Annotated in this window: 27 protein-coding genes; 10 read left to right on the top strand and 17 right to left on the bottom strand. The window is 46.7% G+C overall.

The features are described 5' to 3' along the window. Position 1: 1 nt before the first annotated feature. The 3 genes from GV030_RS21425 (at position 2) to GV030_RS21415 (ending at position 3,197) form a co-directional block, all read left to right on the top strand. Positions 2-1,261, top strand: a complete 1,260-nt coding sequence (locus GV030_RS21425) for an ABC transporter permease (RefSeq protein ID WP_159585547.1) — start codon at positions 2-4, stop codon at positions 1,259-1,261. A 39-nt stretch (positions 1,262-1,300) separates the two neighbouring features. Further along, a complete protein-coding gene (locus GV030_RS21420; protein WP_159585545.1) occupies positions 1,301-2,374 on the top strand; it encodes an efflux RND transporter periplasmic adaptor subunit in 1,074 nt (357 codons plus the stop codon). 82 nt (positions 2,375-2,456) lie between these two features. Further along, a complete protein-coding gene (locus GV030_RS21415) occupies positions 2,457-3,197 on the top strand; it encodes a DUF6503 family protein (protein ID WP_159585543.1) in 741 nt (246 codons plus the stop codon). Here the strand turns inward: GV030_RS21415 and GV030_RS21410 are convergent. From GV030_RS21410 to GV030_RS21390, 5 genes are all read right to left on the bottom strand, one after another. Further along, positions 3,194-4,315, bottom strand: coding sequence for a prolipoprotein diacylglyceryl transferase (locus tag GV030_RS21410; protein WP_159585541.1), 1,122 nt, complete (start codon positions 4,313-4,315; stop codon positions 3,194-3,196). The two genes, GV030_RS21415 and GV030_RS21410, sit on opposite strands and share 4 nt — an antisense overlap. Positions 4,316-4,318: 3 nt before the next feature. Then, positions 4,319-5,776 carry a TrkH family potassium uptake protein gene (locus tag GV030_RS21405; RefSeq protein WP_159585539.1) on the bottom strand — a complete coding sequence of 486 codons (1,458 nt, stop codon included), beginning with the start codon at positions 5,774-5,776 and terminating at the stop codon, positions 4,319-4,321. A gap of 1 nt (position 5,777) precedes the next feature. Continuing rightward, positions 5,778-7,118, bottom strand: coding sequence for a Trk system potassium transporter TrkA (gene trkA / locus GV030_RS21400; RefSeq protein WP_159585537.1), 1,341 nt, complete (start codon positions 7,116-7,118; stop codon positions 5,778-5,780). A 152-nt stretch (positions 7,119-7,270) separates the two neighbouring features. Continuing rightward, positions 7,271-8,635: a sodium:alanine symporter family protein gene (locus GV030_RS21395; RefSeq protein ID WP_159585535.1), complete on the bottom strand. Its 1,365-nt coding sequence runs from the start codon at positions 8,633-8,635 to the stop codon at positions 7,271-7,273. Then, positions 8,632-9,339: an arylesterase gene (locus GV030_RS21390; RefSeq protein WP_255465632.1), complete on the bottom strand. Its 708-nt coding sequence runs from the start codon at positions 9,337-9,339 to the stop codon at positions 8,632-8,634. The genes GV030_RS21395 and GV030_RS21390 overlap by 4 nt, the downstream gene beginning before the upstream one ends. Positions 9,340-9,452: 113 nt before the next feature. Between GV030_RS21390 and GV030_RS21385 the strand changes: the two genes are divergently transcribed. Both GV030_RS21385 and GV030_RS21380 read left to right on the top strand, forming a co-directional pair. Beyond that, positions 9,453-10,118: an ABC transporter ATP-binding protein gene (locus GV030_RS21385; RefSeq protein WP_159585533.1), complete on the top strand. Its 666-nt coding sequence runs from the start codon at positions 9,453-9,455 to the stop codon at positions 10,116-10,118. Between the two features lie 39 nt (positions 10,119-10,157). Next, positions 10,158-12,719 (top strand): ABC transporter permease, encoded by a 2,562-nt coding sequence (locus GV030_RS21380; RefSeq protein WP_255465631.1) that lies wholly within the window; start codon positions 10,158-10,160, stop codon positions 12,717-12,719. 14 nt (positions 12,720-12,733) lie between these two features. On the opposite strand, the gene GV030_RS21375 is transcribed toward GV030_RS21380, so the two are convergent. Next, positions 12,734-13,006 (bottom strand): hypothetical protein, encoded by a 273-nt coding sequence (locus GV030_RS21375; protein ID WP_159585531.1) that lies wholly within the window; start codon positions 13,004-13,006, stop codon positions 12,734-12,736. Between the two features lie 135 nt (positions 13,007-13,141). On the opposite strand from GV030_RS21375, the gene GV030_RS21370 reads away from it, so the two are divergent. Next, on the top strand, positions 13,142-14,278 hold the full coding sequence (locus tag GV030_RS21370; RefSeq protein WP_159585529.1) for a hypothetical protein: 1,137 nt from the start codon (positions 13,142-13,144) through the stop codon (positions 14,276-14,278). A gap of 151 nt (positions 14,279-14,429) precedes the next feature. Further along, positions 14,430-14,948: a lipocalin-like domain-containing protein gene (locus GV030_RS21365; protein WP_159585527.1), complete on the top strand. Its 519-nt coding sequence runs from the start codon at positions 14,430-14,432 to the stop codon at positions 14,946-14,948. Positions 14,949-15,104: 156 nt separating this feature from the next. Here GV030_RS21365 and GV030_RS21360 read toward each other — a convergent pair whose 3' ends face one another. From GV030_RS21360 to GV030_RS21320, 9 genes are all read right to left on the bottom strand, one after another. Beyond that, complete coding sequence (locus GV030_RS21360) at positions 15,105-16,760, bottom strand: glutamine--tRNA ligase/YqeY domain fusion protein (RefSeq protein ID WP_159585525.1); 1,656 nt, start codon at positions 16,758-16,760, stop codon at positions 15,105-15,107. A gap of 91 nt (positions 16,761-16,851) precedes the next feature. After that, the gene (locus tag GV030_RS21355; RefSeq protein WP_159585523.1) at positions 16,852-17,325 is read right to left on the bottom strand and encodes a cytidine deaminase; all 474 of its coding nucleotides are present in this window, start codon (positions 17,323-17,325) and stop codon (positions 16,852-16,854) included. Between the two features lie 59 nt (positions 17,326-17,384). Then, positions 17,385-18,008 carry a rhomboid family intramembrane serine protease gene (locus tag GV030_RS21350; protein WP_159585521.1) on the bottom strand — a complete coding sequence of 208 codons (624 nt, stop codon included), beginning with the start codon at positions 18,006-18,008 and terminating at the stop codon, positions 17,385-17,387. After that, on the bottom strand, positions 18,009-18,983 hold the full coding sequence (locus tag GV030_RS21345; protein ID WP_159585519.1) for a polyprenyl synthetase family protein: 975 nt from the start codon (positions 18,981-18,983) through the stop codon (positions 18,009-18,011). A gap of 126 nt (positions 18,984-19,109) precedes the next feature. Beyond that, positions 19,110-21,272 carry a ribonuclease R gene (gene rnr / locus GV030_RS21340; RefSeq protein ID WP_159585517.1) on the bottom strand — a complete coding sequence of 721 codons (2,163 nt, stop codon included), beginning with the start codon at positions 21,270-21,272 and terminating at the stop codon, positions 19,110-19,112. Between the two features lie 7 nt (positions 21,273-21,279). After that, a complete protein-coding gene (locus tag GV030_RS21335) occupies positions 21,280-22,002 on the bottom strand; it encodes a 3'-5' exonuclease (RefSeq protein ID WP_159585515.1) in 723 nt (240 codons plus the stop codon). 62 nt (positions 22,003-22,064) lie between these two features. Further along, positions 22,065-22,460, bottom strand: coding sequence for a hypothetical protein (locus GV030_RS21330; RefSeq protein ID WP_159585513.1), 396 nt, complete (start codon positions 22,458-22,460; stop codon positions 22,065-22,067). Next, on the bottom strand, positions 22,457-23,173 hold the full coding sequence (gene lipB, locus GV030_RS21325; protein ID WP_159585511.1) for a lipoyl(octanoyl) transferase LipB: 717 nt from the start codon (positions 23,171-23,173) through the stop codon (positions 22,457-22,459). The genes GV030_RS21330 and lipB overlap by 4 nt, the downstream gene beginning before the upstream one ends. Next, positions 23,174-24,154: a type I phosphomannose isomerase catalytic subunit gene (locus tag GV030_RS21320; RefSeq protein WP_159585509.1), complete on the bottom strand. Its 981-nt coding sequence runs from the start codon at positions 24,152-24,154 to the stop codon at positions 23,174-23,176. A gap of 14 nt (positions 24,155-24,168) precedes the next feature. Between GV030_RS21320 and GV030_RS21315 the strand changes: the two genes are divergently transcribed. The 3 genes from GV030_RS21315 (at position 24,169) to GV030_RS21305 (ending at position 25,178) form a co-directional block, all read left to right on the top strand. After that, positions 24,169-24,510, top strand: a complete 342-nt coding sequence (locus GV030_RS21315; RefSeq protein ID WP_159585507.1) for a YraN family protein — start codon at positions 24,169-24,171, stop codon at positions 24,508-24,510. A gap of 61 nt (positions 24,511-24,571) precedes the next feature. Beyond that, on the top strand, positions 24,572-24,796 hold the full coding sequence (locus GV030_RS21310; protein ID WP_159585505.1) for an AbrB/MazE/SpoVT family DNA-binding domain-containing protein: 225 nt from the start codon (positions 24,572-24,574) through the stop codon (positions 24,794-24,796). Next, entirely contained in the window at positions 24,780-25,178 is a 399-nt protein-coding gene (locus GV030_RS21305) for a type II toxin-antitoxin system death-on-curing family toxin (RefSeq protein WP_159585503.1), read from the top strand. The genes GV030_RS21310 and GV030_RS21305 overlap by 17 nt, the downstream gene beginning before the upstream one ends. A 2-nt stretch (positions 25,179-25,180) precedes the next feature. On the opposite strand, the gene GV030_RS21300 is transcribed toward GV030_RS21305, so the two are convergent. Together GV030_RS21300 and GV030_RS21295 are read right to left on the bottom strand one after the other, a co-directional pair. After that, positions 25,181-25,612 carry a hypothetical protein gene (locus GV030_RS21300; protein WP_159585501.1) on the bottom strand — a complete coding sequence of 144 codons (432 nt, stop codon included), beginning with the start codon at positions 25,610-25,612 and terminating at the stop codon, positions 25,181-25,183. Next, positions 25,609-26,196 (bottom strand): GNAT family N-acetyltransferase, encoded by a 588-nt coding sequence (locus GV030_RS21295; protein ID WP_159585499.1) that lies wholly within the window; start codon positions 26,194-26,196, stop codon positions 25,609-25,611. The genes GV030_RS21300 and GV030_RS21295 overlap by 4 nt, the downstream gene beginning before the upstream one ends. Position 26,197 lies beyond the last annotated feature (1 nt).

The following is a 26,197-nucleotide window of genomic DNA, read 5'->3' as shown; positions in this document are numbered from 1 at the left end:
GATGTTTGATCAGGATAAATGGGAAGAAATATGGCAAACCATTATGAAGCACAAGCTCCGTACGGCGCTCACTTCTTTTGGTGTTTTTTGGGGTATCTTCATGCTGGTACTGCTGCTGGGAGCAGGTAACGGACTGCAGAACGGTGTGATGCAAAATTTCGACATTGCCAAAAACGCCGTGTTTGTATGGACGGAAGTTACCTCGGTGCCATATGCGGGATTTCAGGCAGGCCGATCCATTGACCTCACCAACGATGATTTTAAGGCACTGCAAAATATTAAAGGGCTCCACACAGTCTCACCGAGGATTCCTCTGAACTCCCGATGGAGTGGTGGTCAGGTCACCATCAGTTATGACAACCGTGACGTCTCCTATTCGATCATGGGAGACTACCCGCAATACCTCGATATTCAGCCTCTTTGGATCACTGAAGGAAGGTTTATCAACAAATTTGACATTGAGCAAAAAAGAAAAATCGCTGTGCTCGGGCGTCGGGTGAAGGATGATCTCTTTCAGGAACGCAGGGCACTCGGTGAACACATTAAGATCAATGGCGTACCCTTCAAGGTGGTTGGGATTTTTGACTCCCGCGCTACGGGCGAGGATGCCAGAAATGACATTCAGATTATTCACATCCCAGGTACCACTGCCCAGCAAACCTTCAATATGGGCGAGAGCATTGGGTGGTTTGGATGCATCCCTGCGGATGGTATTTCAGGGCTGGAAGCGGAGGAGATTATCAAAGCCGAGCTTCGAAAACGTCATAAAATAGCCCCAAACGATCGCCAGGCGCTAGGAAGCTTCAATGTGGAAGAAGAGTTCAGACAAATGCAGGGGCTTTTTACCGGAATAGCCGCCTTTAGCTGGCTGGTGGCTATAGGCACCATACTGGCTGGTATGATCGGCGTGGGCAATATCATGCTCATCATCGTGAAAGAACGCACCAAGGAAATAGGCATTAGAAAATCGATAGGTGCCAAACCATGGTCCATCATCAGCATGATCGTGCAGGAGGCACTGGTCATCTCTGGAGTTTCTGGTTATCTGGGCCTGGTCTTCGGTGTAGTGCTGGTAGAAGGCATTGCCTATGCCATGGCAGAATTTGGCATGCAAAGTGAGTTTTTTGTGAATCCGGAGATAGACTTCAAGGCAGCTTTTTCAGCCATCTCCGTTTTGCTGATTTCAGGGGTCATTGCCGGTCTGATACCGGGCATCAAAGCTGCCCGGGTAGATCCCGTCATTGCCTTGCGGGATGAATAATTTTTTTTGAATAGACACTAACCAAACTTATCAACAGAAATGAAACGTTTTTTCATTGGACTTACCATCGTCATCATACTAGGGCTATTCGTGGGCACAGGATATTTTCTCTATCAAAAATCAGAGGAACCACCGATTATCTACGAAACTGACACCCCTTTCAAAACTGACATCATCAAAAAGACCATTGCCACGGGTTCCATCGTGCCCCGAAAAGAGGTGGCCCTGAAATCACAGGTCTCAGGGGTAGTGGAAAAGCTCTACCTGGAGGAAGGAGCCCAGGTGAAAATTGGAGATCTGGTGGCCAAGATCAAAATCATCCCCAATGTGGTAGCGCTCAACAATGCTCAGGCGCAATTGCAAACCGCCAAAATCAACTTTGATAATTCCGAAAAAGAACTCAAAAGGCAAAAAGAACTTTTTGACGAAAAAGTAATCTCAGAGTTTGATTACAATCAGTTTCTTCTGGACTTTAATCTGAGAAAACAAGAAGTAGAAGCCGCAGAAAACAACCTGGAACTGATCAAGGAAGGCTCGTCACAAAAGACCGGCAACGTCTCCAATCTGGTGCGCTCTACGGTGAATGGCATGATCCTGGACATCCCGGTGAAAGAAGGAACCTTCATCATAGAATCCAACACCTTCAATGAAGGTACGAGCATAGCCTCCGTAGCAGATATGAGCGAGATGATTTTTGAGGGAAAAGTAGACGAATCTGAAGTGGGGAAAATTAATGTGGGTATGGATCTTTCACTTTCGGTGGGGGCCATAGAAGGGGTCATTTTCAACGCCAAACTGGAGTTTATTTCCCCAAAAGGGGAAAGCGACGAGGGAGCCATTAAGTTTGACATCAAGGCAGCAGTAGATCTCAAGGAGGAATACTTTCTCCGGGCAGGATATAGTGCTACAGCAGACATCATCCTACAAAAGGCCAGTGATGTGCTCGCCATCAAAGAGAGCAATCTCATTTTCGAAGGTGACGATATCTTTGTAGAAGTCCGTACCGGCGAACAACAGTTTGAGCGGCGCCAGGTCAAAACGGGGCTTTCTGATGGTATCAATATCCAAATTGCCGAAGGGCTGACAGAAGAGGAGGTTATCAAGAAACTTTGATTCGGCTGACCTTTCAATGTCCCGGCCCATACACTTCGCCGAAAAATGACAACAGCCCGGAGTTCTATGCGTATGGTAACACATGCGAAAAATTACCGTATGTGTTGCGCTCATCGGACTTGTGGTGAGCTGCACCAACAGAGAGCCGGATAAGGCGAATAATGTGGTATCACAGGCCGTCAAGGCCCATGGCCAGGGTCGTCTTGCCAATAGTCGTGTTTCATTCACTTTCCGTGACAAGTCGTACAGCGTCAGCAGAAGTGAAGACAGCTACGAATATACCCGGTCATTCAAAGAAGATTCGAGTTGGGTTGAGGATGTCCTGATCAATAGTACGGACTTCGCTCGTACGGTGAATGGCGAGTTGATCTCCGTGCCGGACACCATGCAGGTGAAGTACACCAGTTCGGTGAATTCTGTGCTCTATTTTGTGCAATTGCCTTACCTGCTCAATGACCCTGCTGTGATCAAATCCTACGAAGGCACTCAAAAGGTTCTTGGAGAAACCTACGACGTGCTGAAAGTTACCTTCCGCCCCAGTGGTGGAGGTGAGGACTTTAAGGATGAATACCGCTACTGGTTTCATGAAAAAACCCACCTGCTGGACTTCCTGGCCTATAACTACGAAACAGACGGTGGTGGGGTCCGATTTAGAAAGGCCTACAATCGCTCAGAGCGAGGTGGCATCCTGTTCCAGGACTATGTGAACTACGAGGTGCCAGTAGGCACTCCCCTTCAGAAAATTCCTGCCCTCTTCGAGGCTGGAAAACTCAAAGAGCTATCCCGTATTGTCAATACAGACATTCAGGTAGAACGTCTCTAGCCTATTTTGCGATCATCACCGCTCATGGTCTTGCTGCCTTTCATGTGGAAGTAAATCATCATGCCTATCCCCGAAAGTACAAGCGGAATACTGAGCAATTGCCCCATGTTTAGGACCATTCCCTCCTCAAATGCCTCCTGGTTGAGTTTGAAGAACTCATCCACAAACCTCAATGACCATAGCAGGGTCATAAACAAGGCGAAGCTGAACCCCTGTGGCAGGATAAATCGCTTCTCTTTCCAGAGCCAGAAAAATAGCAGCATCAGTAAAATACAATACCCCGCCTCATAGAGCTGAGCAGCGTGCCTGGATACACCCAGTCCATAAATTTCAGCTACCGAACGGTTATCTTCCTGGTAAAACTTAAAGGCCAGTGGCTCATCCTTTCCAAAATCAATGTGCTCCACCACATCGTCATACCTCAGCAGGGCACTTCTCAGCTGGTTTTCGAAAAACACCTTGTCCTGGGCTGTAAGCTCCACTCCGCGCTGGTAAATTATTTTAGCCGTGATGGGGTGTATCCCGGGGGTATTGCTCACCCTTTCACCACCTTTCAGGAAAATCACATCCTCCACCTTTCGATCGTCATATCGCAGCACGTCCTCGGTAAACCTTGCATAGACCACACCATAGTTGGCATTGGTCATTTTTCCCTCCATCTCTGAGTTGAAAAAATTACCCGTGCGGATCATTGCTCCGGTGATGGCCACCACTATCACCAGCCTATCCAGCATCCACAGCATGGGATATTGGGGGTATTTTTTTGAAAAGAGGAAAATAGCCAGAATAATGCCGAGCGCACCACCATGACTGGCCAGACCACCCTCCCAAATTTTCAAAATCTCAATAGGGTTAGACAGGTAGAATCCCGGATTGTAAAACAAACAATGCCCAAGCCTGGCACCTACCACCACTGCTACCACCATATAGACGGTCAGCTTTTCTACATCCTTTTCAGGCCTGCCTTCCTGCTTGAAAAGCCAAAACATGATCTGCTGAGAGACGATAAATCCTCCCGCAAAGAGCAACCCATACCAGCGCACAGGGTGATCGAGAATGGGAATGACAAAAATATCAGGGTCTGAGCTCCAGATGAGAAAATTAAGGATGAATTCCATGGATTAATTTGTTTTCCAAAAATAAGGAGTGAACAGCATTAGAACGGTAAAGAGTTCCAACCTGCCTAAAAGCATCAAAAAAGCCAGCACCCACTTACCAGGTGCAGAGATAGAAGCAAAGTTATCAACCGGGCCCACATCACCAATACCCGGGCCAATATTTCCAAGGCATGTGGCTACCGAGCCTATGGCGGTATTGAAATCTGCACCCAACATACCCATAACCACAGAGCCAAGGGCAAAAATGGAAATGTAGATCATGATAAATGCCAGAATGTTATAAGTGATCTCCCGCGATACCGCCTTGCCATTGAGTCGAATAGGGATGACCGCATTGGGATGTAGCTGGCGTTTCAGCTCCATCAGACTATTTTTAACGAGAATAATATGTCGGACAATTTTCACACCACCGGCTGTAGAGCCCGCTGAAGCTCCGAAAAACATCATCACCACAAACAGAATAGTTATGAAGGGAGTCCATGAAGTGTAATCGGCTGTGATAAATCCGGTGGTCGTAATAATGGACACCACCTGAAACAGTGAATCCCGAATTGATTTTTCAAACGTATCATGCCCCTGGCTGAAAATCACAATACCAATGACCAGCCCGGCCACTAAGCAAAAACCTGAATAAAACCTGAACTCTTCGTTTTGAAATACCTTCCGGAATTTCTTGTGTAAAACCAGGTACGTCATGGTGAAGTTGGTGCCGGCCAGAAACATGAACAATATGATCACATACTGAATATAAGGAGACGCATAATAAGCGATGCTGGCATTTTTGGTAGAAAAGCCACCCGTAGCCATGGTGGTCAGTCCGTGGTTGATGGCGTCATAAAAAGTCATTCCACCCACCCACAACAGCACCGTTTCGGTAAGGGTCAGCCCCAGGTAGATAAACCAGAGTCGCTTGGCCGTTTCTTTGATTCTCGGCTGCAGCTTATCAGGAGAAATCCCCGGAGCCTCCGCCACAAAGAGCTGCATACCCCCAATGCCCAAAATGGGCAGGATGGCCACCGTAAGTACGATAATCCCCATTCCCCCAATCCATTGAGTAAGGCTCCTCCAAAACAGAATCCCCTTGTGTACCGCTTCTATGTCAGTAAGAATGGTCGCACCAGTAGTCGAAAACCCACTCAGGGTTTCAAAAAACGCGTCAGTCAGGTTGGGAATAGAACCACTGAGGATATAGGGTAGAGACCCAAAGAAAGACATAATGAGCCATCCAAAGGTCACCACCAGATACCCATCCCGCTTTCTCAACTCTTTGTTTTTGCTGTTTTTGGTGAAAAACCACATCAAAAAACCAAAAGATGCCGTGATGGTAGCGGAAAGGATGATAGAAAAAAGATCGCCCTCCTTGTAATAGAGACTAAACGGGATACAGGAGAGCATAAACATCCCATTCAGCATCAGTAAAGTGCCTAAAATGTTGATGATGACCCGGTAGTTGAAAAGCATGCTATTTGAAGAATCCCTCTACAGTATGAATACACTCGGACCTGGACAATACCACCACCCGATCTTTAGGCTGAAAGTGAAAACTTCCGCGAACCGTATGTCCTATTCCTTTTCTGATTACGCCACCAATAATGGCCGTTTTCGGAAAGTCAATGTTTCGAAGCTCATGTTCCAGTATTTTGGAATTTGGCTGTACTTCAAACTCCAGAATTTCGGCATCCACCCCGTGAATACTCGTCAGGTTGATCACCTGGCCCTTTCTGATATACCTGAAAATGAAATTCGCAGCAATGAGTTTCTTGTTGATCAGGGTGTCCACGCCAATATTTTGAGAGAGATGGATATAGTCCATGTTTTCCACTGCTGCAATGGTCTTGGCTACCCCATTGTTTTTTGCCACCAGGCAGGAGATGATGTTGGTTTCGGAGTTTCCAGTCACCGCTATCACGGCATCCATCCGGTCAATCCCTTCTTCCTTAAGCAAATCAATATCCCGACCATCGCCATTGATGATCATGGTATCGGGCAGCTCATCAGCCAGGTTGAAGCACTTTTCCTTATCCTGCTCTATCAGCTTGATGTTGTATTTTTTACTGAGTTGTTTGGCGGTATTGATTCCTACTTTACTGCCTCCCAAAATCATAATGTTTTTGATCTCGATCTGCTCTTTTCCGGCCAGCGCCATCACCCGGTCTGTACCACTGGGCTCGGTAATGAAATAAGCGTGATCATTGATCTGAAATTTATTTTCGCCGTGCGGTATGATGGTCTGATTTTCTCTCAAAATTGCCACCGTAGTGAAATTATGATCAGGATTGAGGTAGGCTGTTTCGGTAAGGGTCTTGTCCAGGAGTTCGGACTTCTCATCTACTGTGATTCCGATGAGGGAGAGCATTCCCTTCTCAAACTCGAAGGTGTCGGTAAGGGCCGATTGCTTAAGCAACCTTTTAATCTCCTTGGCTGCCAGCGATTCGGGGGAGATAATTTCGTCGATTCCAATGGTCTTTAGGTCCAGCTTTTCACGCTGATGCAAAAACTCGATATTGGAGATGCGCGCCACAGTACGCTTGGCTCCAAGAGCCTTACCAATAATGGCTGTGGTCAGGTTGGTCTCTTCTATGGAAGTCACCGCGATCAACAGGTCAGCCTTGGACACATTGGCCTCTTCCAGTATACTTATTGATGTACTGCTGCCTCGAATCGTGTGCACATCCAGATGATTGGAGGCATGCTCCAGAACAGCGTTATCCTGATCTATGAGTATGATGTCTTGTTCCTCATACGCCAGAAGTCTGGCAAGGTGAAACCCCAAATCCCCGGCACCAGCAATGATAATTCTCATAGCATTTCCATATAGGGTGGCAAATATAAAGTAAAGATCAGGCAGAGAAACAAACTTAGCTCCCTTATTCGTCGAGCAGTGAATAATCCACGATGACCCGGATGCTCATACATGTCAATTGGCGGTTTTTTGATGAAGTAATCTCTCATTAGCTATTCAGAAGTCTTCACACCTGAAAAATAAACCTTAGCCGCTTTCAGTGCTTTTGGTGCTAACACAATAGCTCCTATCATAGTCGGGAATGCCATCAACCCATAGGCCACATCGATAAAAGCCACAACCCCCTGAAGGGTAGCCACAGACCCCACCAAAATCAAAAAAACATACCAGTAATTAAACAGGGAAGCATATCGCGCTCCAATCAGAAATGACAAACATTTTTGCCCATAGTACGCAAAGCCAAAGAGCGTGGTAAAAGCAAAAATCAGGACACACAGTGCCAGAATATAGGGGCCCACTCCTGGCAGGCTGTCCCCAAAGGCTTTGGCAGTGAGTGATATCCCGTTGAGGTCTCCAGACTTCCAGGCGCCGGTCACCAGTATGCATAGCCCCGTCATGGTACATATCACCAGGGTATCAATAGCTGGCCCAAGCATGGCCACAAGGCCCTCCCGTACGGGTTCTTTGGTTTTGGCCGCCCCATGCATCATGGGAGCAGTACCGATACCCGCCTCGTTGGAAAAAGCCGCACGACGAGCTCCGGTGATAATGAGCGCTCCCACAGCTCCTCCCAATACGGAGTTGGCGGTAAAAGCATCGGTAAAGATCAACCCCAATGAACTCCACACTTCTCCATAATTGACGATCAGGATGATGATCACGCTGGCCACGTACAAAAGAACCATAGAAGGCACCAGTTTGCCGGCTACACTGCCAATCCTGGTAATCCCACCAAAAATCACCAGCCCCACCAAAATGGCAATAAACACACCCAAACCCAGGTCCAGATAAATGTTGTCCAGTGCAATCCCATTCGGCACAAATAAGATGTCCTTGGTAGCCTGCACAATCTGGTTGGCCTGAAAGATGGGTGTGGCTCCAAAAAAGCCAACCACGGCAAAAAAACTTGCCAGAGGCATCCACTTTTTGCCCAATCCTTCGCGGATATAATACATCGGTCCACCCTGAAGATTTCCCGCAGAATCTTTGCCCCGGTACATCACTGACAGGGTGCAGGTGAAAAACTTGGTGGCCATTCCGAAGAAAGCGCTTACCCACATCCAAAAGATGGCCCCGGGACCACCCATGGCAATGGCCACTGCCACTCCTGAGATATTGCCCATGCCGATGGTAGCAGCGAGAGCTCCCGACAGGGCCTGAAAGTGATTGATATCTCCGGGATCCGACGGGTCGTCATATTTGCCCCTGAGTACATTGATGGCATGTCCGAAATACCTGAACGGTAAGAAGCGGGAGTAGAACATAAAAAACACCCCGCCACCCAATAATAAAATCAACAGGGGCGTACCCCAGATAAAATTGGCTGCATCCTGAAAAAAACGTTCTAATACACTCATAAGGTCTGAAATTCTTCAAGGATTGGCCTGAGCACCCGCCAGACGTTTTCCGCCAATATCTTATGCCCTTCCTCGGTGGGGTGAATCCCATCCGGCAAATTAAGCTCCGGATTGCCAGCCACCCCGTCCAAAATAAAGGGAAGTAAAGAAGCTCCCGTTTCTGAGGCTACCGCAGGAAATATTCCACTAAACCTGGTGGTATAGTCCTTTCCCAGGTTAGGAGGCACGCGCATGCCCGCCAGAAGGATTTTCACCTCCGGATTGGCCTGTTTTACCTTGTCTATAATCAGTAGTAGATTCTTTTTGGTCTCCTCCAGATCGAGTCCTCGCAGACCATCATTTGCACCAAGTTCCAGCACAAATACATCCGGAATGGTTTGCAGCACCCAATCGATCCTATTGAGCCCTCCGGATGTCGTTTCGCCACTAAGTCCGGCGTTGATCACCTTAAACTGATATCCTAATGAATCCAGCCGATCCTGAATGAGTGCCGGAAAGGCATCCTCCACATCCAGTTGATACCCTGCAGTAATACTGTTACCAAAAAATAAAATAACCGGAACTTCTTTTTGATCCACTTTGGCATCAGCAGATTGATTTCCTACTGCAGAAGCCCCCTCATTGGTAGCGGGTTTATTCTGACTACCGCATCCGCTCATCAGCCAACCAATTATACTCAGCGTACATAATATTTTTCCTTTCATGCCTACAAAACCTCTGGTCTGATCTGCCGAAAATATTTAATATCCCCACAGCAAGCTCCGAATTTAATAAACATGATGGAAGCCAATTCGTTTTTATGAATTAAACTGCATAAATGTCAACAATACTTCAGGTAGAATCGCTCACCAAAACCTTTCAAAGTGGCCACCGCCAAATTAAAGTTCTGGATAACATCAACTTCACGATAGCAGAAGGCCAAAGCATGTCAATCGTCGGGCCTTCCGGCAGTGGAAAAACAACCCTTCTTGGTCTTTGTGCGGGCTTAGATCGCGCTACCGAAGGTCGAATACTGATCAATCAGGTATTGCTGAATCAGCTTTCTGAAGACGAACTGGCTCAGCTTAGAAATCAACAGGTTGGTTTTATTTTCCAAAACTTCCAGCTGATACCCACCCTCACGGCTCTGGAAAATGTAATGGTACCACTGGAGCTGAGGGGCGAAAAAAACATAACCAGTGCCTCCAAAGAACTTTTAAACAGGGTGGGCCTCAGTGATCGGCTCGATCACTATCCAAGCCAGCTATCAGGTGGGGAGCAGCAGCGTGTAGCCATTGCCCGGGCCTTTTCCAACAGGCCGAAAATATTGTTTGCCGATGAGCCCACCGGAAATCTGGACGAAGAAACGAGCCACTCGATAGAATCCCTACTTTTCGAACTTAACCGTGAGCAGGGTACTACGCTGGTCATCGTCACCCACGATCCGGACCTGGCCCAAAAGACAGACAGCATTATCAAACTCAAAGGCGGAAAGTTGATCTGATGATGAATAACATTCAAATGACTTCACCAATAGACATTCATGGATCATAAAATAAGAGTTAGCGGAACAAAATATTCCATGATCTGGCCACTGAAAATGGCCTGGCGTGACAGTCGCAAGAGTAAGGGCAAACTTTTGCTTTTCGTTCTGGCCATTTCTCTGGGTATAGCGGCGCTCGTGGGTATTACTTCATTCAGAGAAAACCTGCTGCAAGAAATCAATAATCAGGCGAAAACGCTGATTGGTGCAGATATAGAGATCAAAGGCAGCGAGCCTCTGCCTGACAGCCTCATGCTGGCGCTCTATGAGCTGGCCCCTGAAATGTCCCGTGAGGTATACTTCGCCTCCATGGTGTACTTTCCCAGTACCGATGGCACCAGGCTTGCACAAGTGCGGGCTTTGGCAGGAAAATACCCATACTATGGAGAAATAGAAACCATCCCGGCGGCTGCCTCCAGAAAATTTCAGCAGGGGGAGTATGCGCTGGTAGATGAAAAGCTCATGATCCAATACAATGTGGAAATTGGGGACTTTGTGAAGGTCGGTCAGCAGCAGTTTGAAATCATCGGCCGGCTACAGAAAATTCCCGGCCAAACAGAAATTGGGGCCACAGCAGCTCCAGTAGTATACGTCCCTTATAACCACCTGGATCAAACAGACCTGCTTCAAAAAGGCAGCCGGGTCAACTACCTGCAGTACTTCCAGTTTCACCCTCAGGTGGATACCACCGGTAAGTGGTCACAGCTGGTGACCCTGGTCGATAAAAAGGGCTTTCGGGTAGATGACATAGAAGAGCGAAAGGAAGAAACTGGTCGTGCGTTTAAGGACCTCTCCAATTTTCTGGAGTTGGTGGCCTTCACGGCCCTGCTACTTGGCTGCATAGGCGTGGCGAGCTCCATTTACGTGTATACCAAAGAAAAAACCGGCATTGTAGCTACCCTCCGGTGCCTGGGAATGAAATCGAGTCAGGCCATTTCTATTTTTCTGATTCAGGTGGGCTTCTTCGGGCTGATCGGCTCCATCATTGGGGCGCTTTTAGGCGTGGGCATGCACTTGTACCTGCCCGTACTGGTCAAAGATTTTATACCTGTGGAACTCACCCCACAGCTTTCCTGGCTCTCCGTGCTGAGCGGCGTGGGAATTGGTGTGGTGGTCTCTATTCTTTTTGCCTTGATCTCGCTGGTCTCCCTGCGCAAGGTTAGTCCACTGCAAGCCATCCGGTCAGACTCTGAACCCACCAAGTTTCAGTTGGACTGGCTGCAAATCACTGTTGGCTTCAGCATTCTGGTGTTTCTGATGGCGCTGATCTACCTACAAATAGGATCCCTGCAGGATGCTGCTATTTTTACTTTTGGTTTACTCCTTACCATCATCATCCTGGGACTCATCGGAAAGGGACTGGCTTTTGGGATCAAAAAATTGCTACCCAATAGTATTCCCTATGTCTGGCGGCAGGGGCTTTCTAACCTCTATCGCCCACATAATCAGACTTCATTGCTCATTACCACCTTGGGGCTGGGTACTGCATTCATTGCCACTCTTCTCTTCATGCAAAGTTTGCTGGTTGACAGGGTCTCTATTGCCGGGGCAGAAGACCGGCCAAATACGATCCTTTTTGATATCCAGACACCACAAAAGGAAGAAGTGCGCCAGCTTACGCTAGACTATGACCTGCCTGTGATGCAGGAAGTCCCCATTGTAACCATGCGCCTGGTAGAGCTCAATGGAATCTCGAAAAATGAAGCTGAGCGAGACACCACCATCACCACCCCTGACTGGGCCTACAACAGGGAGTACAGAGTGACTTATCGGGACAGCCTGATCGAATCAGAAACCCTGAAAGAAGGCAAATGGATAGGAAAAGTAACCAACCCCTCAGACAGCATTTTTGTGTCGGTATCGAGCGGCTATGCAGAGAACCTGGAATTAAAAATTGGGGATGAGATGATTTTCAACGTACAGGGTGCCTTGCTTAAAACCTATGTAGGTAGCTTTCGGGAGGTAGACTGGCGACGCGTGCAAACCAATTTTCTGGTACTTTTCCCGGCGGGGGTCCTGGAGAAGGCTCCGCAGTTTCATGTGCTCATCACCCGGATAGATAACAATCAGCTCTCCGCGCGATACCAGCAGGCTGTGGTGAGGAGTTACCCCAATATTTCCATCATCGATCTGGAACTGATTCTCAAAACGCTGGAGGAAATTTTGGGGAAAATCGCTTTTGTAATTCGGTTTATGGCTTTCTTTAGTATTGGCACAGGCATTATTATGCTCATCAGCTCCATAGTGCTCAGCCGCTTTCAGCGCATGCGCGAAAACGTACTTCTGAGAACCATTGGCGCCTCCAGTCGCAAGCTCTGGAAGATCATCTTTGCAGAGTACTTCTTCCTGGGCGGACTTGGAGCACTCTCCGGCATTCTGATTGCCATCCTTACCACCACTCTGCTAGGCAAATTTGTATTTGAATTCACCTTCATTCCCGACTTCTCACAAATGATCTATGTGGGGCTCACCATTACATTTCTTACGGTAATTATCGGCCTTCTCAATAGTAGAGATGTGATCAGTCAAAGCCCTCTGGAAGTACTCAGAAATGAAGGCTAAATCAGATTGGGATCTTAATCCTGTCGGTACCAAACCCTAAGCAGCTGATACCAGTGCGAGCTGGATTCTCCGCCGGTCCAAAGCTCCGTATCCATACTTCCCTCCTCATCGCTTTCATGGATATTGGGGAGGACCACTGTTTCCACGTTCAGTACATCAATGGCCGGATTCTCCTTGATCCAGATGTTGGCAGCCTCCAGTACTTCCTGAAAACTCTGAATACGACCTGACTTGAACATGCCCCCTTTGCTCTTTTCGGGGACGAAATCTTTAGCTAATAATGGCATTTTAGTACGGCTTTAGGTTAATTATTCTTCAAAATATTAAATTTTTACCACATTAAACAGGACTTTAATAAGTCTCATCATCTTTGGTTGGCATTATTTCTGGTATCCCTATCTTTAGTCCCAAATCAGCAGTACATGAAAACTTTCTACAATCTCCTCATCATTTCTCTTTTTATTCTCTTGATCAGCGCCTGCTCAAGTGGCAAAAAAGCACTTCAAAAGGGTGACTATGACAAAGCTGTGGCACAGGCGATACACCGCCTGCGCGGAAATGATGACCACAAGAAAGCTGCGTCTACATTGGCCAAAGCCTATAAATATGCGGTAGAGTCTCACCTCAGCAATGTAGAGCGCGCAAAGCTCTCCATGGATCAGCTTAAATGGGAGCCAGTAGTGAGCAATTACCAAAGCATCAATTATCTCTACGATGAAATCCTGCGGTGCCCGGGCTGTAGGGAGGTGGTACCAAACCCCGTGAAATATGATACAGAGCTAGCCACTGCCAAAAGAAACGCTGCAGAAGCACGCTATCAGTTGGGTATGGCTGCCCTGAACCAAAAGCAAAACCGTCAGAAGGCCATTGAGGCCCACCAGCACTTCTCGAGCGTGCAGTATTTTGTGCCGAGGTATAAAGATGTAGAGGATAAGCTGCAGGAAGCCCTGTACCACGCCACCCTCAAGGTGGTGGTAGAGCCGATCCCTACTCCTGCCCGGATGTTCACCATTCGGCATGAGTTTTTTGTGAACAAAATCAACGAGTACCTGCACAATCATGTAATCAGCGAATACGTCAGGTTTTATACCCCCGATGAGGCCCAGGCTCAGCAGCTGGAGTTTGTAGACCACATCATTCGCATGGAGTTTGATCAGTTTGCTCTGGGAAATGTATTTAGCAACAAAGTCACCCGTGAGGTGAGCCGAGATAGTGTACTGCTGAGCGATGAGGGCAGGGCTCCAGTCTATGGCACCGTGAAAGCGACCGTGACCGTGCATGAGAAAGCCATCACTGGAACAGGCTTGCTGGACTTTAAAATACTTGACAATGACCTCAATAAAGTCATCAGCCAGGAGAAGTTTCCAAGTGAATACACATGGGCTGTGCGATGGGCTAGCTTCAATGGTGACGAACGAGCCCTCACTGATGAAGACAAGGCATTGGTCAATAAGATAGAGCTCCCAATTCCTAACCCACAATGGATGTTTGAAGAATTCACTGCCCCCATCTACGACCAGGTGATCAACAAGATGCGGGTGTATTACCGCAATTTTTGAGGAATTGCCGATCGTGTAAACCTAATGCCACTCAGATATTTTTCGCCCTCTATTTGTTCTGAACCGGGTCTTTTGTACTGATTCTGGCATTTGGTTTGCCAGACCAATGCGGCCTTCACCTGAAGGTCAAAAACTCAAATTAATAGAACAAATGAAAAAATGGTTTAACCTGGGAGCACTTCTGCTGATGGTCAGTGGATCGCTCGTGTTTACGTCCTGTAAGGATGATGATGATGACAATGAACCTGAATCTCCGCTGGTAGGAGTGTGGGCTTATGAGTCTGTAGACATTTCAATCACCATTAACGAGGTGGACTTTATCGATTACATTATTGAAGCTTTCGACCTTACTCAAGCCGAAGCTGAAGCATTCGAAGAGGAGTTCATCGAAGAAATGAATGAATTTGATGGAATGAAGTGGACTTTTACCAAAGATTCCAAGTTTACCGTGACCTCTTCAGAAGGTAACGAAAGCGGAACCTGGAGCCTTAGCGCTGACAACAAAAAGTTGTCTTTGACTAGTGGAACAGAAACCGACGTGATCACTGTGAAGTCTCTAACATCCAGCAAAATGGAGCTTTTCTATGCTGAAGAGTACGAAGAGGACATGGACGAGGATGGCGAGGATGACGTATTCGCTATCTCTATGACCCTTAAACTGAAGAAATAATACTCTCTTCATACAATCAAAAAATCCTGCCCGAGGTATCGGAGCAGGATTTTTTTTTGTTTAATACCATTGATGATGTGATCAAAAATGGACAGTTGTTCTTCAGAAATGGACAGCCCGTAATTTTTGATTGGTCATAGGGCGCCACCCATCCCCTTACCAGTTATCTCTCAGTGTAATGGTACGGTTGAAAACGAGCTTATCTGCTGTGCTATCCTCATCCACCCTGAAATACCCAACACGCTCAAACTGCACCAGATCATCCACCTTGGCGTTCTTCAAAGAACCTTCCAAAACCACCTTGTCATTGATCTCCAGTGAATTGGGATTTAGGTGGTTTTTAAAATCATCTTCGATATCATTTAGGTTCTCTGTATGAAAGAGTCGGTCATAAAGCCTGATCTCTGCATGCACCGCATGCTTCACAGACACCCATCCCAATGTTCCCTTTACTTTCTTTCCGCTGGTGTCCTGGCCACTTCTGGTTTCAGGGTCATATTCGGCATAGATAGTGGCGATCTCACCATCGGCCCCTTTGTCAAAACCCGTACATTTGATGATGTAGCCATACTTAAGCCGTACCTCACGGTCCGGGCCCAGGCGGTACCATTTCTTCGGGCTTGGCGGGTCTTCCATGAAGTCTGCACGGTCTATGTACAGTTCTCTTGTGAAAAGCATTTCGCGGGTTCCTGCAGCCTCATCCTCCGGATTATTCACAGCGGTCATCACCTCTTCCTTATCCTCTGGCCAGTTGGTAATCACCAACTTCACTGGATCAAGAATCCCAAAAACCCGATTACATCTTCTGTTGAGGTCCTCACGTACGGCATGCTCTAGCAACGCCACATCGGTAATACCATCCCTGCGGGCCACACCCACTTTTTTGATGAAAGTCTTCACAGCCTCAGGTGTAAAGCCTCTTCTTCTGATACCTGATATTGTAGGCATTCGGGGGTCATCCCAGCCGGCCACATATTTTCCTTCCACCAACTCCAGCAATTTTCTCTTACTCACTACTGTATAGCTCAGATTGAGCCTGGCAAACTCCGTCTGCTTAGATGGAAAAATTTCCAATTCCTTAATCAGCCACTCATACAGTGGCCTGTGCACCTCAAACTCCAGCGTACAAAGTGAGTGTGTCACATGCTCAATACTATCTGACTGGCCATGGGCAAAGTCATAAGTAGGATAAATGCACCACTCATTGCCAGTGCGATGATGCTCCGTGTGCCTGATCCTGTATAAAATAGGATCACGCATGTGCATATTGGGAGAAGACATGTCAATTTTGGCACGAAGGACTTTCTCACCATTTTTATACTTTCCATCCTTCATCTCTTCAAACAAGAGAAGGTTTTCTTCCACGCTTCGTTCGCGAAATGGGCTATGCTTTCCGGGAACTGTCGGTGTTCCTTTTATTTCGTTGAAGGCCTCCTGACTCAGGTCATCCACATAGGCACTTCCTTTTTTGATCAGCGCCTGAGCAAAGCCATAGAGGGTGCCAAAGTAGTCCGAAGCATAATGCTCCCCATCCCACTCAAAGCCCAGCCATTTGATGTCTTTCTTGATAGAATCCACATACTCCACATCTTCCTTTTCAGGATTGGTGTCATCAAAACGCAGATTGCATTTTCCGTTGAATTTTTCCGCCAGACCAAAGTTGAGACAAATGGATTTGGCATGACCAATATGCAAATAACCATTGGGCTCCGGAGGGAAACGTGTTTGAATCGCCTGGTGCTTGCCGCTATTCAGATCATTCTCGATCAGTTGCTCAATGAAATTCAGTGATTCTCGCTTTACAGTTTCCATACAATTGAAAAATTTGACGCAAATTAAATAGAAACGACAAAGAAAAGAGAGTGTTTTGGAAGAGTAACCAAAAAGTCTCGGTCATCGGGAATTAACCCAGCGTTTCTGACCCGAAAGAAAAGGGTAAAAGTTGTCTTGTATCAGCCAAAACAATAAAATGACCCGTTCGGTCTCCCATGATCACTCTCAGACCTTCCTGCTGCTGACCTGCATACTCCAGCATCACCTGACGACAGTTGCCACATGAAAAGGCATCCGCCATTTCTCCTTGAGCATTTCTGGCCACCACTGTAATCGCCTGTATGGGTTGCTTCGACTGTGACTTGGCTGCAAAAAGGGCTACTCGCTCGGCACACAGACCGGAGGGATAGGCCGCATTCTCCTGGTTATTACCCGTCACCACGCTACCATCAGCCATCAATACCGCACTACCCACCTGAAAGTGGGAGTAAGGAGCGTGTGCCCCGTCCAGGGCCTGCATAGCGGCATCTATCAACTGCTGATCAGCCGGGGTGAGCTCATCGTAGGTAAGTCTTTGGTATTCGAAGGTAAAAGATTGATTCATCGGCTTTCATTTTTGGGAAAAGAATAACGCCCGCGCCAACCGGGGGTTTGTCAACAGGGCTAAAAAATACGATAGGTTTTAATCTGATCTATGAAGCTTATGGCGGAGTGAGGGTTTACCACAATCCCAAAAATAGCTCCATAAATGGCTCCATACAGGTGCGCCTCGTGGTTGATATTATCACTCATATTGCGCCCCTGGTAGTAAGAATAAACGACATATATAATCCCCAGAATAAATCCGGGAAGGCAAAAAATACCATAAAGGCAGATGTCATTCAGCGGATAGTAAAGAATACTGGCAAAAACCATGGCCGAAACTGCCCCGGAAGCTCCCAGGCTGTTGTAATGAATGTCGTTCTTTCTTTTGAAAGCCACGGGTAGGTCGGAAACCACTATAGCGGAGAGATAAAACAGCACAAAAACAATGGTACTGCTACCTCCGAGCACCTGGCCAAAAACCTGCTCTACAACTCTTCCAAAAAAATAAAAAGTGAACATGTTGAATCCGAGGTGAATGTAGCTTCCATGGATAAAGCCGGAAGCGATCAGTCTCCAGTATTCCTTTTTATGAAACACTAAATAAGGGTTCATGAGCGACTTTTGGAATACCTCTGCTTTGTTGAAAGCTGCCAGACTAACCAGCACCGTCACTATGATAATAAGGGTAGTAAGTGAAATCATTTATTTTTCTCTTTTCATCAGCTGCCCGGCAAAGCCTCGCAAAAGCGATTTTCCCTCGGCATCAGCGGCTAAACTATCCAATAATGTGAAAGATTCATCAAAATACTGATTCATAAGCTGAGTGGTCAATGCCTTTATCCCCAACTCATCATAGATTTTGGTCACAGCAGTCACCTTCTCTGCGGGATCAAACTCCCTCATGGACAGCCAGTTGCTTAGCCGCGCTTTCTGATCACCCACCGCCAATTCCTGAGCCTTGATCAGAAGAAACGTTTTCTTATTAGAAATAATGTCTCCCCCCACCTGCTTGCCAAATTTGGCCTGGTCGGCATATACATCCAGCAGATCGTCCATCAGCTGAAAGCCTATACCCATCTTCACGCCCACATCATATAGTTGCTTGCGTACCTCCACGGGCATACCAGCCATAAGGGCGCCGTACTCCAGACTAAAACCCAGTAACACGGCCGTTTTCAATCGGATCATGCCAATGTATTCTTCCACACTCACACGCTCCTCAGACTCAAAGTTCATATCTATCTGCTGCCCCTCACACACCTCCACAGCGCATTGATTGAACAAGCGCAAGGCCTCCGGCAAAAGCGCCGGATCCAGCTCCAGCAGCAAGTCATAGGCTTTCACCAGCATGGTGTCACCGCTGAGGATCGCCACTGTATTGTTCCATTTTTCGTGCACCGTGGGTTCACCCCTCCGAAGGGGAGCTTCATCCATGATGTCATCATGCATCAGTGTGAAGTTGTGAAAAACCTCTACAGCCAATGCTGGTCTGACGATTCGCTCACAGTCCCCTTTCCCCAGCTGGTAACCCAGCAAAGTCAAAAGCGGACGCATACGCTTCCCCCCCAGAGACATGATGTATGAAATGGGTTCGTAAAGGTTTCTTGGCTCATGGCCAAAGTCTAACCCGGCAATGCCTTTGTCTAGAAGTTCCTGAAGTTCAGGGATTGATTTCATGAGGTGATATTTCTGTAGCAAATAAAAGCAAAACTCCCACAAACAGACGATTGTTGACCAAAGTCAGGCATGGCAAGCTTCGGTTCTCTGAGTGTTCCTCTGTTTGACCAGCGCAATGCGCCTGGATCAGTCCTCCTGAACCAGGTCCAGATCGATGGTCCTTCGATCGATATCAGTTTTCACGACCTTCACCATCAACTTATCACCGAGTGTGATGATCCGTTTGTTTCGCTTACCAATGATGCGGTAATTTTTCTCGTCAAATTCATAGAAATCATCATCCAGATCGGCCAACCTCACCATGCCCTCGCACTTGGTCTCTACTATTTCCACGAAGATTCCCCATTCGGTTACTCCGGAAACAATGCCTTCAAAATCCTCGCCCAGCATGCTCTGCATAAATTCCACCTGCTTGTATTTGATAGAGGCGCGTTCAGCATCCGCAGCATTCTTCTCGCGTTCGGAAGAGTGAACACATTTTTTCTCTTCAGGTTCTACCTCCACGGATTTTCCTCCTTGCAGATAGTGCCACAACAAGCGGTGCACCATCACATCAGGATACCGGCGGATGGGAGAAGTAAAGTGTGTATAATGATCAAAGGCCAGGCCGAAATGACCTTTAGGCTCTGTGGTATACTTGGCTTTGGCCATGGAGCGTATGGCCAACTGCTCCAGCACATTCTGCTCCGGTTTGCCAGTGATCTCATCCATGAGCTTATTAAGGCTTTGGGAGATGTCTCCGGATACATTCATTTTGTGACCAAACTTGGCCGCAAACTTGGAAAAGTTTTCAAGCTTTTCCGGGTCCGGGTTGTCGTGGGTTCTATACACAAAGGTGTACTTCCCATTTTCCCCTTTGCCCCACTTATAGATATAGGTAGCCACCTCTCTGTTGGCCAGGAGCATGAATTCCTCGATCATTTTGTGCGCATCCTTACGCACTTTTGGCACTACTGCCAGGGGCTTTCCTTTTTCGTCCAGCTGGAATTTTACCTCTGTGGTTTCGAAGTTGACAGCACCATTCTTGAATCGCTTGTCTCTTAGTTTGTGAGCAATGCTGTTGAGCAGTTGCAGCTCGGTGGCATAGTCTCCTTCTCCGGTCTCTATCCCTATCTGGGCATCCTCATAGGTAAACCTTCTGTTGGAATGGATAATGGTACGTCCAAACCATTTTTTCTTCACTTTACCCTCTGTATCCATCACGAATGAGGCTGAAAATGTCAGCTTATCCTCATTAGGTCGGAGTGAACAGAGTCCATTGGAAAGCTTTTCTGGAAGCATAGGGATGGTTCGGTCCACCAAATAGACCGACGTAGCCCGCTGTACTGCTTCTTTCTCCAATGCCGATTTGGGTGTGACATAGTGAGACACATCGGCAATGTGAATGCCTATCTCATAGTCACCATTGTCCAGTTTTTCAATCGACAATGCATCATCAAAATCTTTGGCATCCTCCGGGTCCACAGTAAAGGTGGTGATGTTTCTAAAGTCGCGGCGATCCTTGAGATCTTCAGCAGAAATCTCCGTAGGGATTTTAGCTGCTGCATCTTCTATGCTCTCGGGAAATTTGAATGGCAACCCAAACTCCGCCATGATGGAGTGAATTTCGGCTTCATTTTCACCGGCAGCACCCAATACGGCCGTCACCTCACCCATCGGGCTCCGATTTTTGGCGTCATGCCATCGGGTGATTTTCACCATCACCTTATCGTTGTGTTTGGCCTTCATGATTTTCTCAGGGTACACAAACACGTCAAAATGGATGTTTCTACTATCTGGCACCACAAAGGCAAACTTTGGTGATAGCTCAATACGTCCCACAAATTCTTCTTTGGCCCGTGAAACGAGCTCTACCACCTTACCCTCTGGCCTGAATCCATCATTACCGGGTTTGGTTATCTGGACTTTTACAATGTCCTTGTCAATGGCAAACTTGAGATCGTCGGTTTTGACCCAAATGTCATCCTCTGACTGGTCACTAATGATATAGGCAAAGCGGGCATTCACATGATCCACGCGACCTTCTATGGTTTCGGGCTCATACGCACTGATGAAGCGCCCGTCGGGTGCTTTGGCCAGTTGGCCTTTGGATTCCATCCCGAAAAGGATGTCTTTGAGTGATTCTTTGGACTTCTTATCACGCAGACCCAGCTCTTTGATTAGCTGTCTGTAGCTGAAACGCTCACCTATGTGATGAGCAAATACACCTCTTACCTGGTCTTTTATGCGCTTTACATTAGATGATTTCTGCTGGGGTTTTTCTGTTTTGTTCTTTCTTTTCTTACTCATATAGAGCTTATGTAACTATTGTAATGTTTTTGGGATCCACTATGGGAAGTGCATGCATTTTTAAAAATAATTGTGCGGTAGCTATCACATCTCCCTGGCAGTATTTTTCTATTCGTTCCAGGCCTTTTTCTTTAGTGTAATATACTTCATTCACCATGGATCCGTCTATGTCTGTTTTACTTGAGGGGATGTCAAAAATGGTGGTGAGCAGATCCAGAGAGGTGAAATTTTTCCGATCACCAAACTTCCACATTTCCAGGGTGTCCAAAAAATTGACCTCCCATGGCTTCTTACCGGCATTGTCCAGTACGTAGGGCAGCTTGATCCCATTGATCAGCATGCGGCGGCTAAGATACGGAAAATCGAACTCCTTTCCATTATGTGCACATAGACGTAAGTACTCTGGGTCAAATTTTGTTTCCAAAAAGTTTTTTACTTCCGTAAGAAGCTGCCGCTCGTCGTGACCAGATATGGACTTAATCCTGATATTCAGCTCACCCTGGTCTTCATGGAAAATACCAAATGCCACAGTGATCACTTTACCAAACTCGGCATAAATTCCCGCCCGTTTTTCATAAAGTTCTTCGGCGGTAAGCTCTTCCTCATTCCTGAGAAAGTTAGCTTTTTTCTCCCAGAGCCTCTGGAGATCCGTATTAAGCTTGTGATATTCTTTTGAGTTGGCTACTGTTTCGATATCGAGTATCAACAGATTCTTCAGGCGCTGATCCATAGAACGACAAATTGGTGAACTTAAATTACAAAATACGGAGCTATGAATCCAAATATCGGCGCTTACTGATGCAACACGCCCTCTGTCTGTAGTTCGTCTATATAGCTGAGGTTCTCTTTGATGATGGTTTCGGGCACAAAGATGTACTTCTTATCATAGAGCTGGCCATCGATAAAAAAACTCACCCAATACTCGTTGTTCAGGTGAAAGACCTGCTCATCTATAGGCTCTATCAGGGCATATTCGCCAGACTCTATCCTGGGAATCATGTGGCGAAGAACAGAGGTTTTTTGCTCCTCGCCCCCTTTGATGCCATAGCCCTTGCTGGTCACCATCACGGTATCCAGGTGTTTATCGCTTCTGTTGAGCAGATACACTCGCCATTGCTCTGCATCTTTTTCTCTGACCACAGAAACGAATACCTTTTCAATCTGTGGAAATTGGATGTCTTTTTTCATTCTTCCAGTTCCATTTCAAATAAATCAACCAAATGTCCCTTGAGTCTGTGCTCCACTTCGGCCATCTCAGGTTTGTAGCCAAGCTCTTTGTCAAGGGAGGTTACCGCCTTATCGTCAATACCACACGGCACGATGTAGCCAAAATAGTTCAAGTCCGCATGCACATTGAAGGCAAATCCGTGCATAGTCACCCAACGGCTGGACTTTACACCAAGAGCACAAATTTTTCGGGTGTTTGCTTCGTCTTCATGATCTATCCACACACCGGTGAGTCCGGGGATTCTTCCTCCCACCACTCCATAATCCTTCAGGGTGAGAATGATGGCCTCCTCCAGGTATCGCAGATATTTATGAATGTCGGTAAAAAAGTTATCTAAATCCAATATGGGGTAACCCACAATCTGACCCGGGCCGTGATAGGTAATATCCCCACCCCGGTTAATCTTGTAATAGGAGGCTTCTTTCTCGTCCAAACCGTGTTCATCCAGTAACAAATGCTCCGGTTTGCCACTTTTACCGAGGGTAAATACATGCGGATGCTGACAAAAAATAAGGTAATTATCCACCGATCTCTGCTCCGATTCCGGGAGTTGTCGGTTGGCGATTTTCTGATCTACTGATCTCTTAAAAACAGCCTCCTGGTAGTCCCAGGCCTCTTGATAGTCCATGAGCCCCAGGTGAATAAACTTGGTTTTTTTGTTTTGAATAGCCAACTATTTGCGGATATATGACTCCAACATGGTAACGCCCCCAGAAGTTTCAAACTTATATTTTTCCAAAGCAGCAGGCACCAGTATCACTTCCCCCATCTGCAAGTTCTCAACTCCTCCAGGATAGATCAGCTTTGCGTTTCCTTCAAGACATATGTAGATTTTGAAACAATCCAGGCCAGAATGATCCAGCTCAAAATCACCTGTCAGGGTCAACTTGTTAGTAGTAAAATACTCGCAAGACACTATGTCTACGCGAGTGTCCGCCTGATCCTTATACGGCGTTTTGTACTGGTCGTACTTTTTGTAGTCAATGGCATCCAGTGACTCCTCTATGTGCAACTCGCGCAAATTGCCCTCGGCATCCCGGCGGTCAAAATCATAAATGCGATACGTCACATCAGAAGTCTGCTGAATCTCCGCCAGCAACAGTCCCTTACCGATGGTATGCACCCTGCCCGCGGGTAAAAAAAACACATCTCCGGCTTGTGCCTCTTCACGGTTCAAAATTTCGTTGAGTCTGCCTTCATCAAATGCCTTCTGATAAGATGCACGGTCCAGGTCCTGACTAAATCCGCTAATCAGGGTAGCTCCCGGGTCAGCCTGCATGATGTACCACATCTCCGTTTTTCCTTTGGAGTTATGACGCTTTTGAGCCAACTCATTGTCCGGATGCACCTGTATGGACAAGTCATCATTGGCATCTATAAACTTGATCAATAAGGGGAATTCTTCTCCATACTCCCTGCGTATGCGCCTACCGAGCAACGCATCACCTGCCGCAGCTATCACCTCCGTGAGTAACTGGCCTGTGAGTGCCCCGTTGGCCACCTCTGAGATATTTCCCTGTACACCTGAGAGCTCCCAGGTCTCCCCGCAGTTGGGTAGCGGAGAGAAGTCTTTACCCAGTATTGTTTTGATCTTTTGTCCTCCCCAGATCTTATCTTTAAATATGGTCTTGAATTTCAGCGGATATAATTCCAATGTTGTAGCTTTTGATGGATACTAAAAATAAGGGCAAATATGGGGAAGATTTGGCGGTTTCTTACCTCCGCAAGAAGGGATTTGAAATCGTGGAAAGGAACTACCGCTTCCGCAAAGGAGAAATTGACCTGATCACCCTCCTGAATAATGAGGTGCTTGTTTTCGTTGAGGTAAAGCTCAGGAAAGGGGATACCTATGGGGATCCGGAAACCTTTGTGAGTCGCAAGCAAGAGCGACTCATCATTCAGGCCGCAGAGGATTACATTTTTGCCATCAACTGGCAAAAGGATATCCGCTTTGATATCATTTCGATCACTGGAAGCAAAGTGGAACACATAGAGGACGCTTTTTATTAAATCACATTTTAAAAGAACCTCACCTTTCTTATCTTCGTATTATAATCTATATTATAAACATATGGAAAAATCTAAAGTAACTACCGTCGGCTCATCCGTTGGAATAGTTCTCCCAAAGTCTATCCAGGCCAAGCTACATGTGAAAAAAGGCGACACGGTTTCCTTTATTGAAACGGCGCATGGAGTAGAAATAACTGCCTACGATCCTGAGTTTGAAGATCAAATGAACGCGGCAAGGAAAGTAATGGACGACTTCAGAAACTCATTAAATGAGCTCGCCAAGTGAATTTAGATGGGTAAGTGAGCCTGTGGTTCACGCCATCCACAATGAGCAAATTTCAAGACATGGGGGTCTTCCAGGCATCAGAGATAATGCCCTGTTGGAATCTGCTTTGGCGCGTCCGAAAAATGTGTTTGCATATGAAAATGGAAGCATCACTCAATGTGCCGCCAGCTACATGTATGGTATTGTTCGTAATCATCCATTTCTGGACGGAAACAAAAGAACAGGCTTTGTGGTAGGTGTGACCTTCCTGATTTTAAATCAACATTATGTGGAAGTCTCCGAGGCAGATGTAGTCATGGAAATTTTGAACCTGGCAAATGGAAATACCTCAGAGGAAGCCCTTGAGTTATGGTTGAGGAGAATCATAGTCCCCCTCAAGTAACCTCACTTCTTCACCTTTTTCTTCAGGTACTTCACTACTGCATCATATTCTGTATTCTCCCTATTGGAAAGCTTCAGGATCTTCTTTTTTGTATACAGGATTTTTACTTCTCTGAATTCCCCGTTTTTGGTCTTAATCACCTCCTCGCGCCAACCCAAAATGTCCGGCACCTTGATGTCCACTTTCATTCGGGTAATTGGATAAAAAACTACGATCCGATTGTCTCCAATCTTCACAATTTTTATCGCCGCGAGTAACTTTCCCAGCACCAGTAAACCTATGACCAAGGTCAATGGGGCGAGAATCAGCTTGAAAATAAAATAGGAGTCTCCAGACAGCAGGCTATTTAAAAGCATAAAAAATGATCCGAAAATCAGGATCAGGAAAATACTCAGTGCCGTTAACGTTTTGGTAATTGGCTTTGAAACGATCATCGATAAGTAGCTATTCTCTTTTCCAAATTTGCTTTAACCTGCGGCCACTCATCCTTCAAAATGCTGTAATAAATTGTATCTCTTCTTCTCCCTTTGGCCACGATTCTGTTGCTCCGGAGTATTCCGTCCTCCTTTGCTCCCAATTTCTCTATCGCTCTTCGGGAGCGCACGTTGAGCACATCTGTCTTGTATTCCACCCGATAAAAGCCCAAGGTTTCGAAAGCATGTGTCATCATTAGAAGCTTGCAGTTGGGGTTTACCTCAGTAGCATGAAATTCCGATCCATACCAGGTACCTCCCACTTCGATGACCTTGTTGGGTTCATCTATGCTAAGATAACAAGTCAGTCCTGCATATTTTCCGCTTGGCTTGTGATAGACCACATGCGGTAGCCACTTGCCCTCATTCATAAGGGTAATCCTGCTTTCCATCCAGCTTTCAAAGACAGATTCCTCAGCCAGATCATACGGAAAATAGGTCCAAAGTGAAGAGTCAGAAACCAGATGGGTTAATTTCTTCCAGTCTCCACTTTCAAGCGGGCTCAATCGGATTACATCATTTTCAAGGGTCGAAAGGGGTAACATC

This window comes from Marinoscillum sp. 108 (assembly GCF_902506655.1).
GTDB classification, from domain to species: domain Bacteria; phylum Bacteroidota; class Bacteroidia; order Cytophagales; family Cyclobacteriaceae; genus Marinoscillum; species Marinoscillum luteum.
The sequence above is the reverse complement of the archived record's forward strand: the minus strand, read 5'-3'. Positions and strand labels throughout refer to the sequence as shown.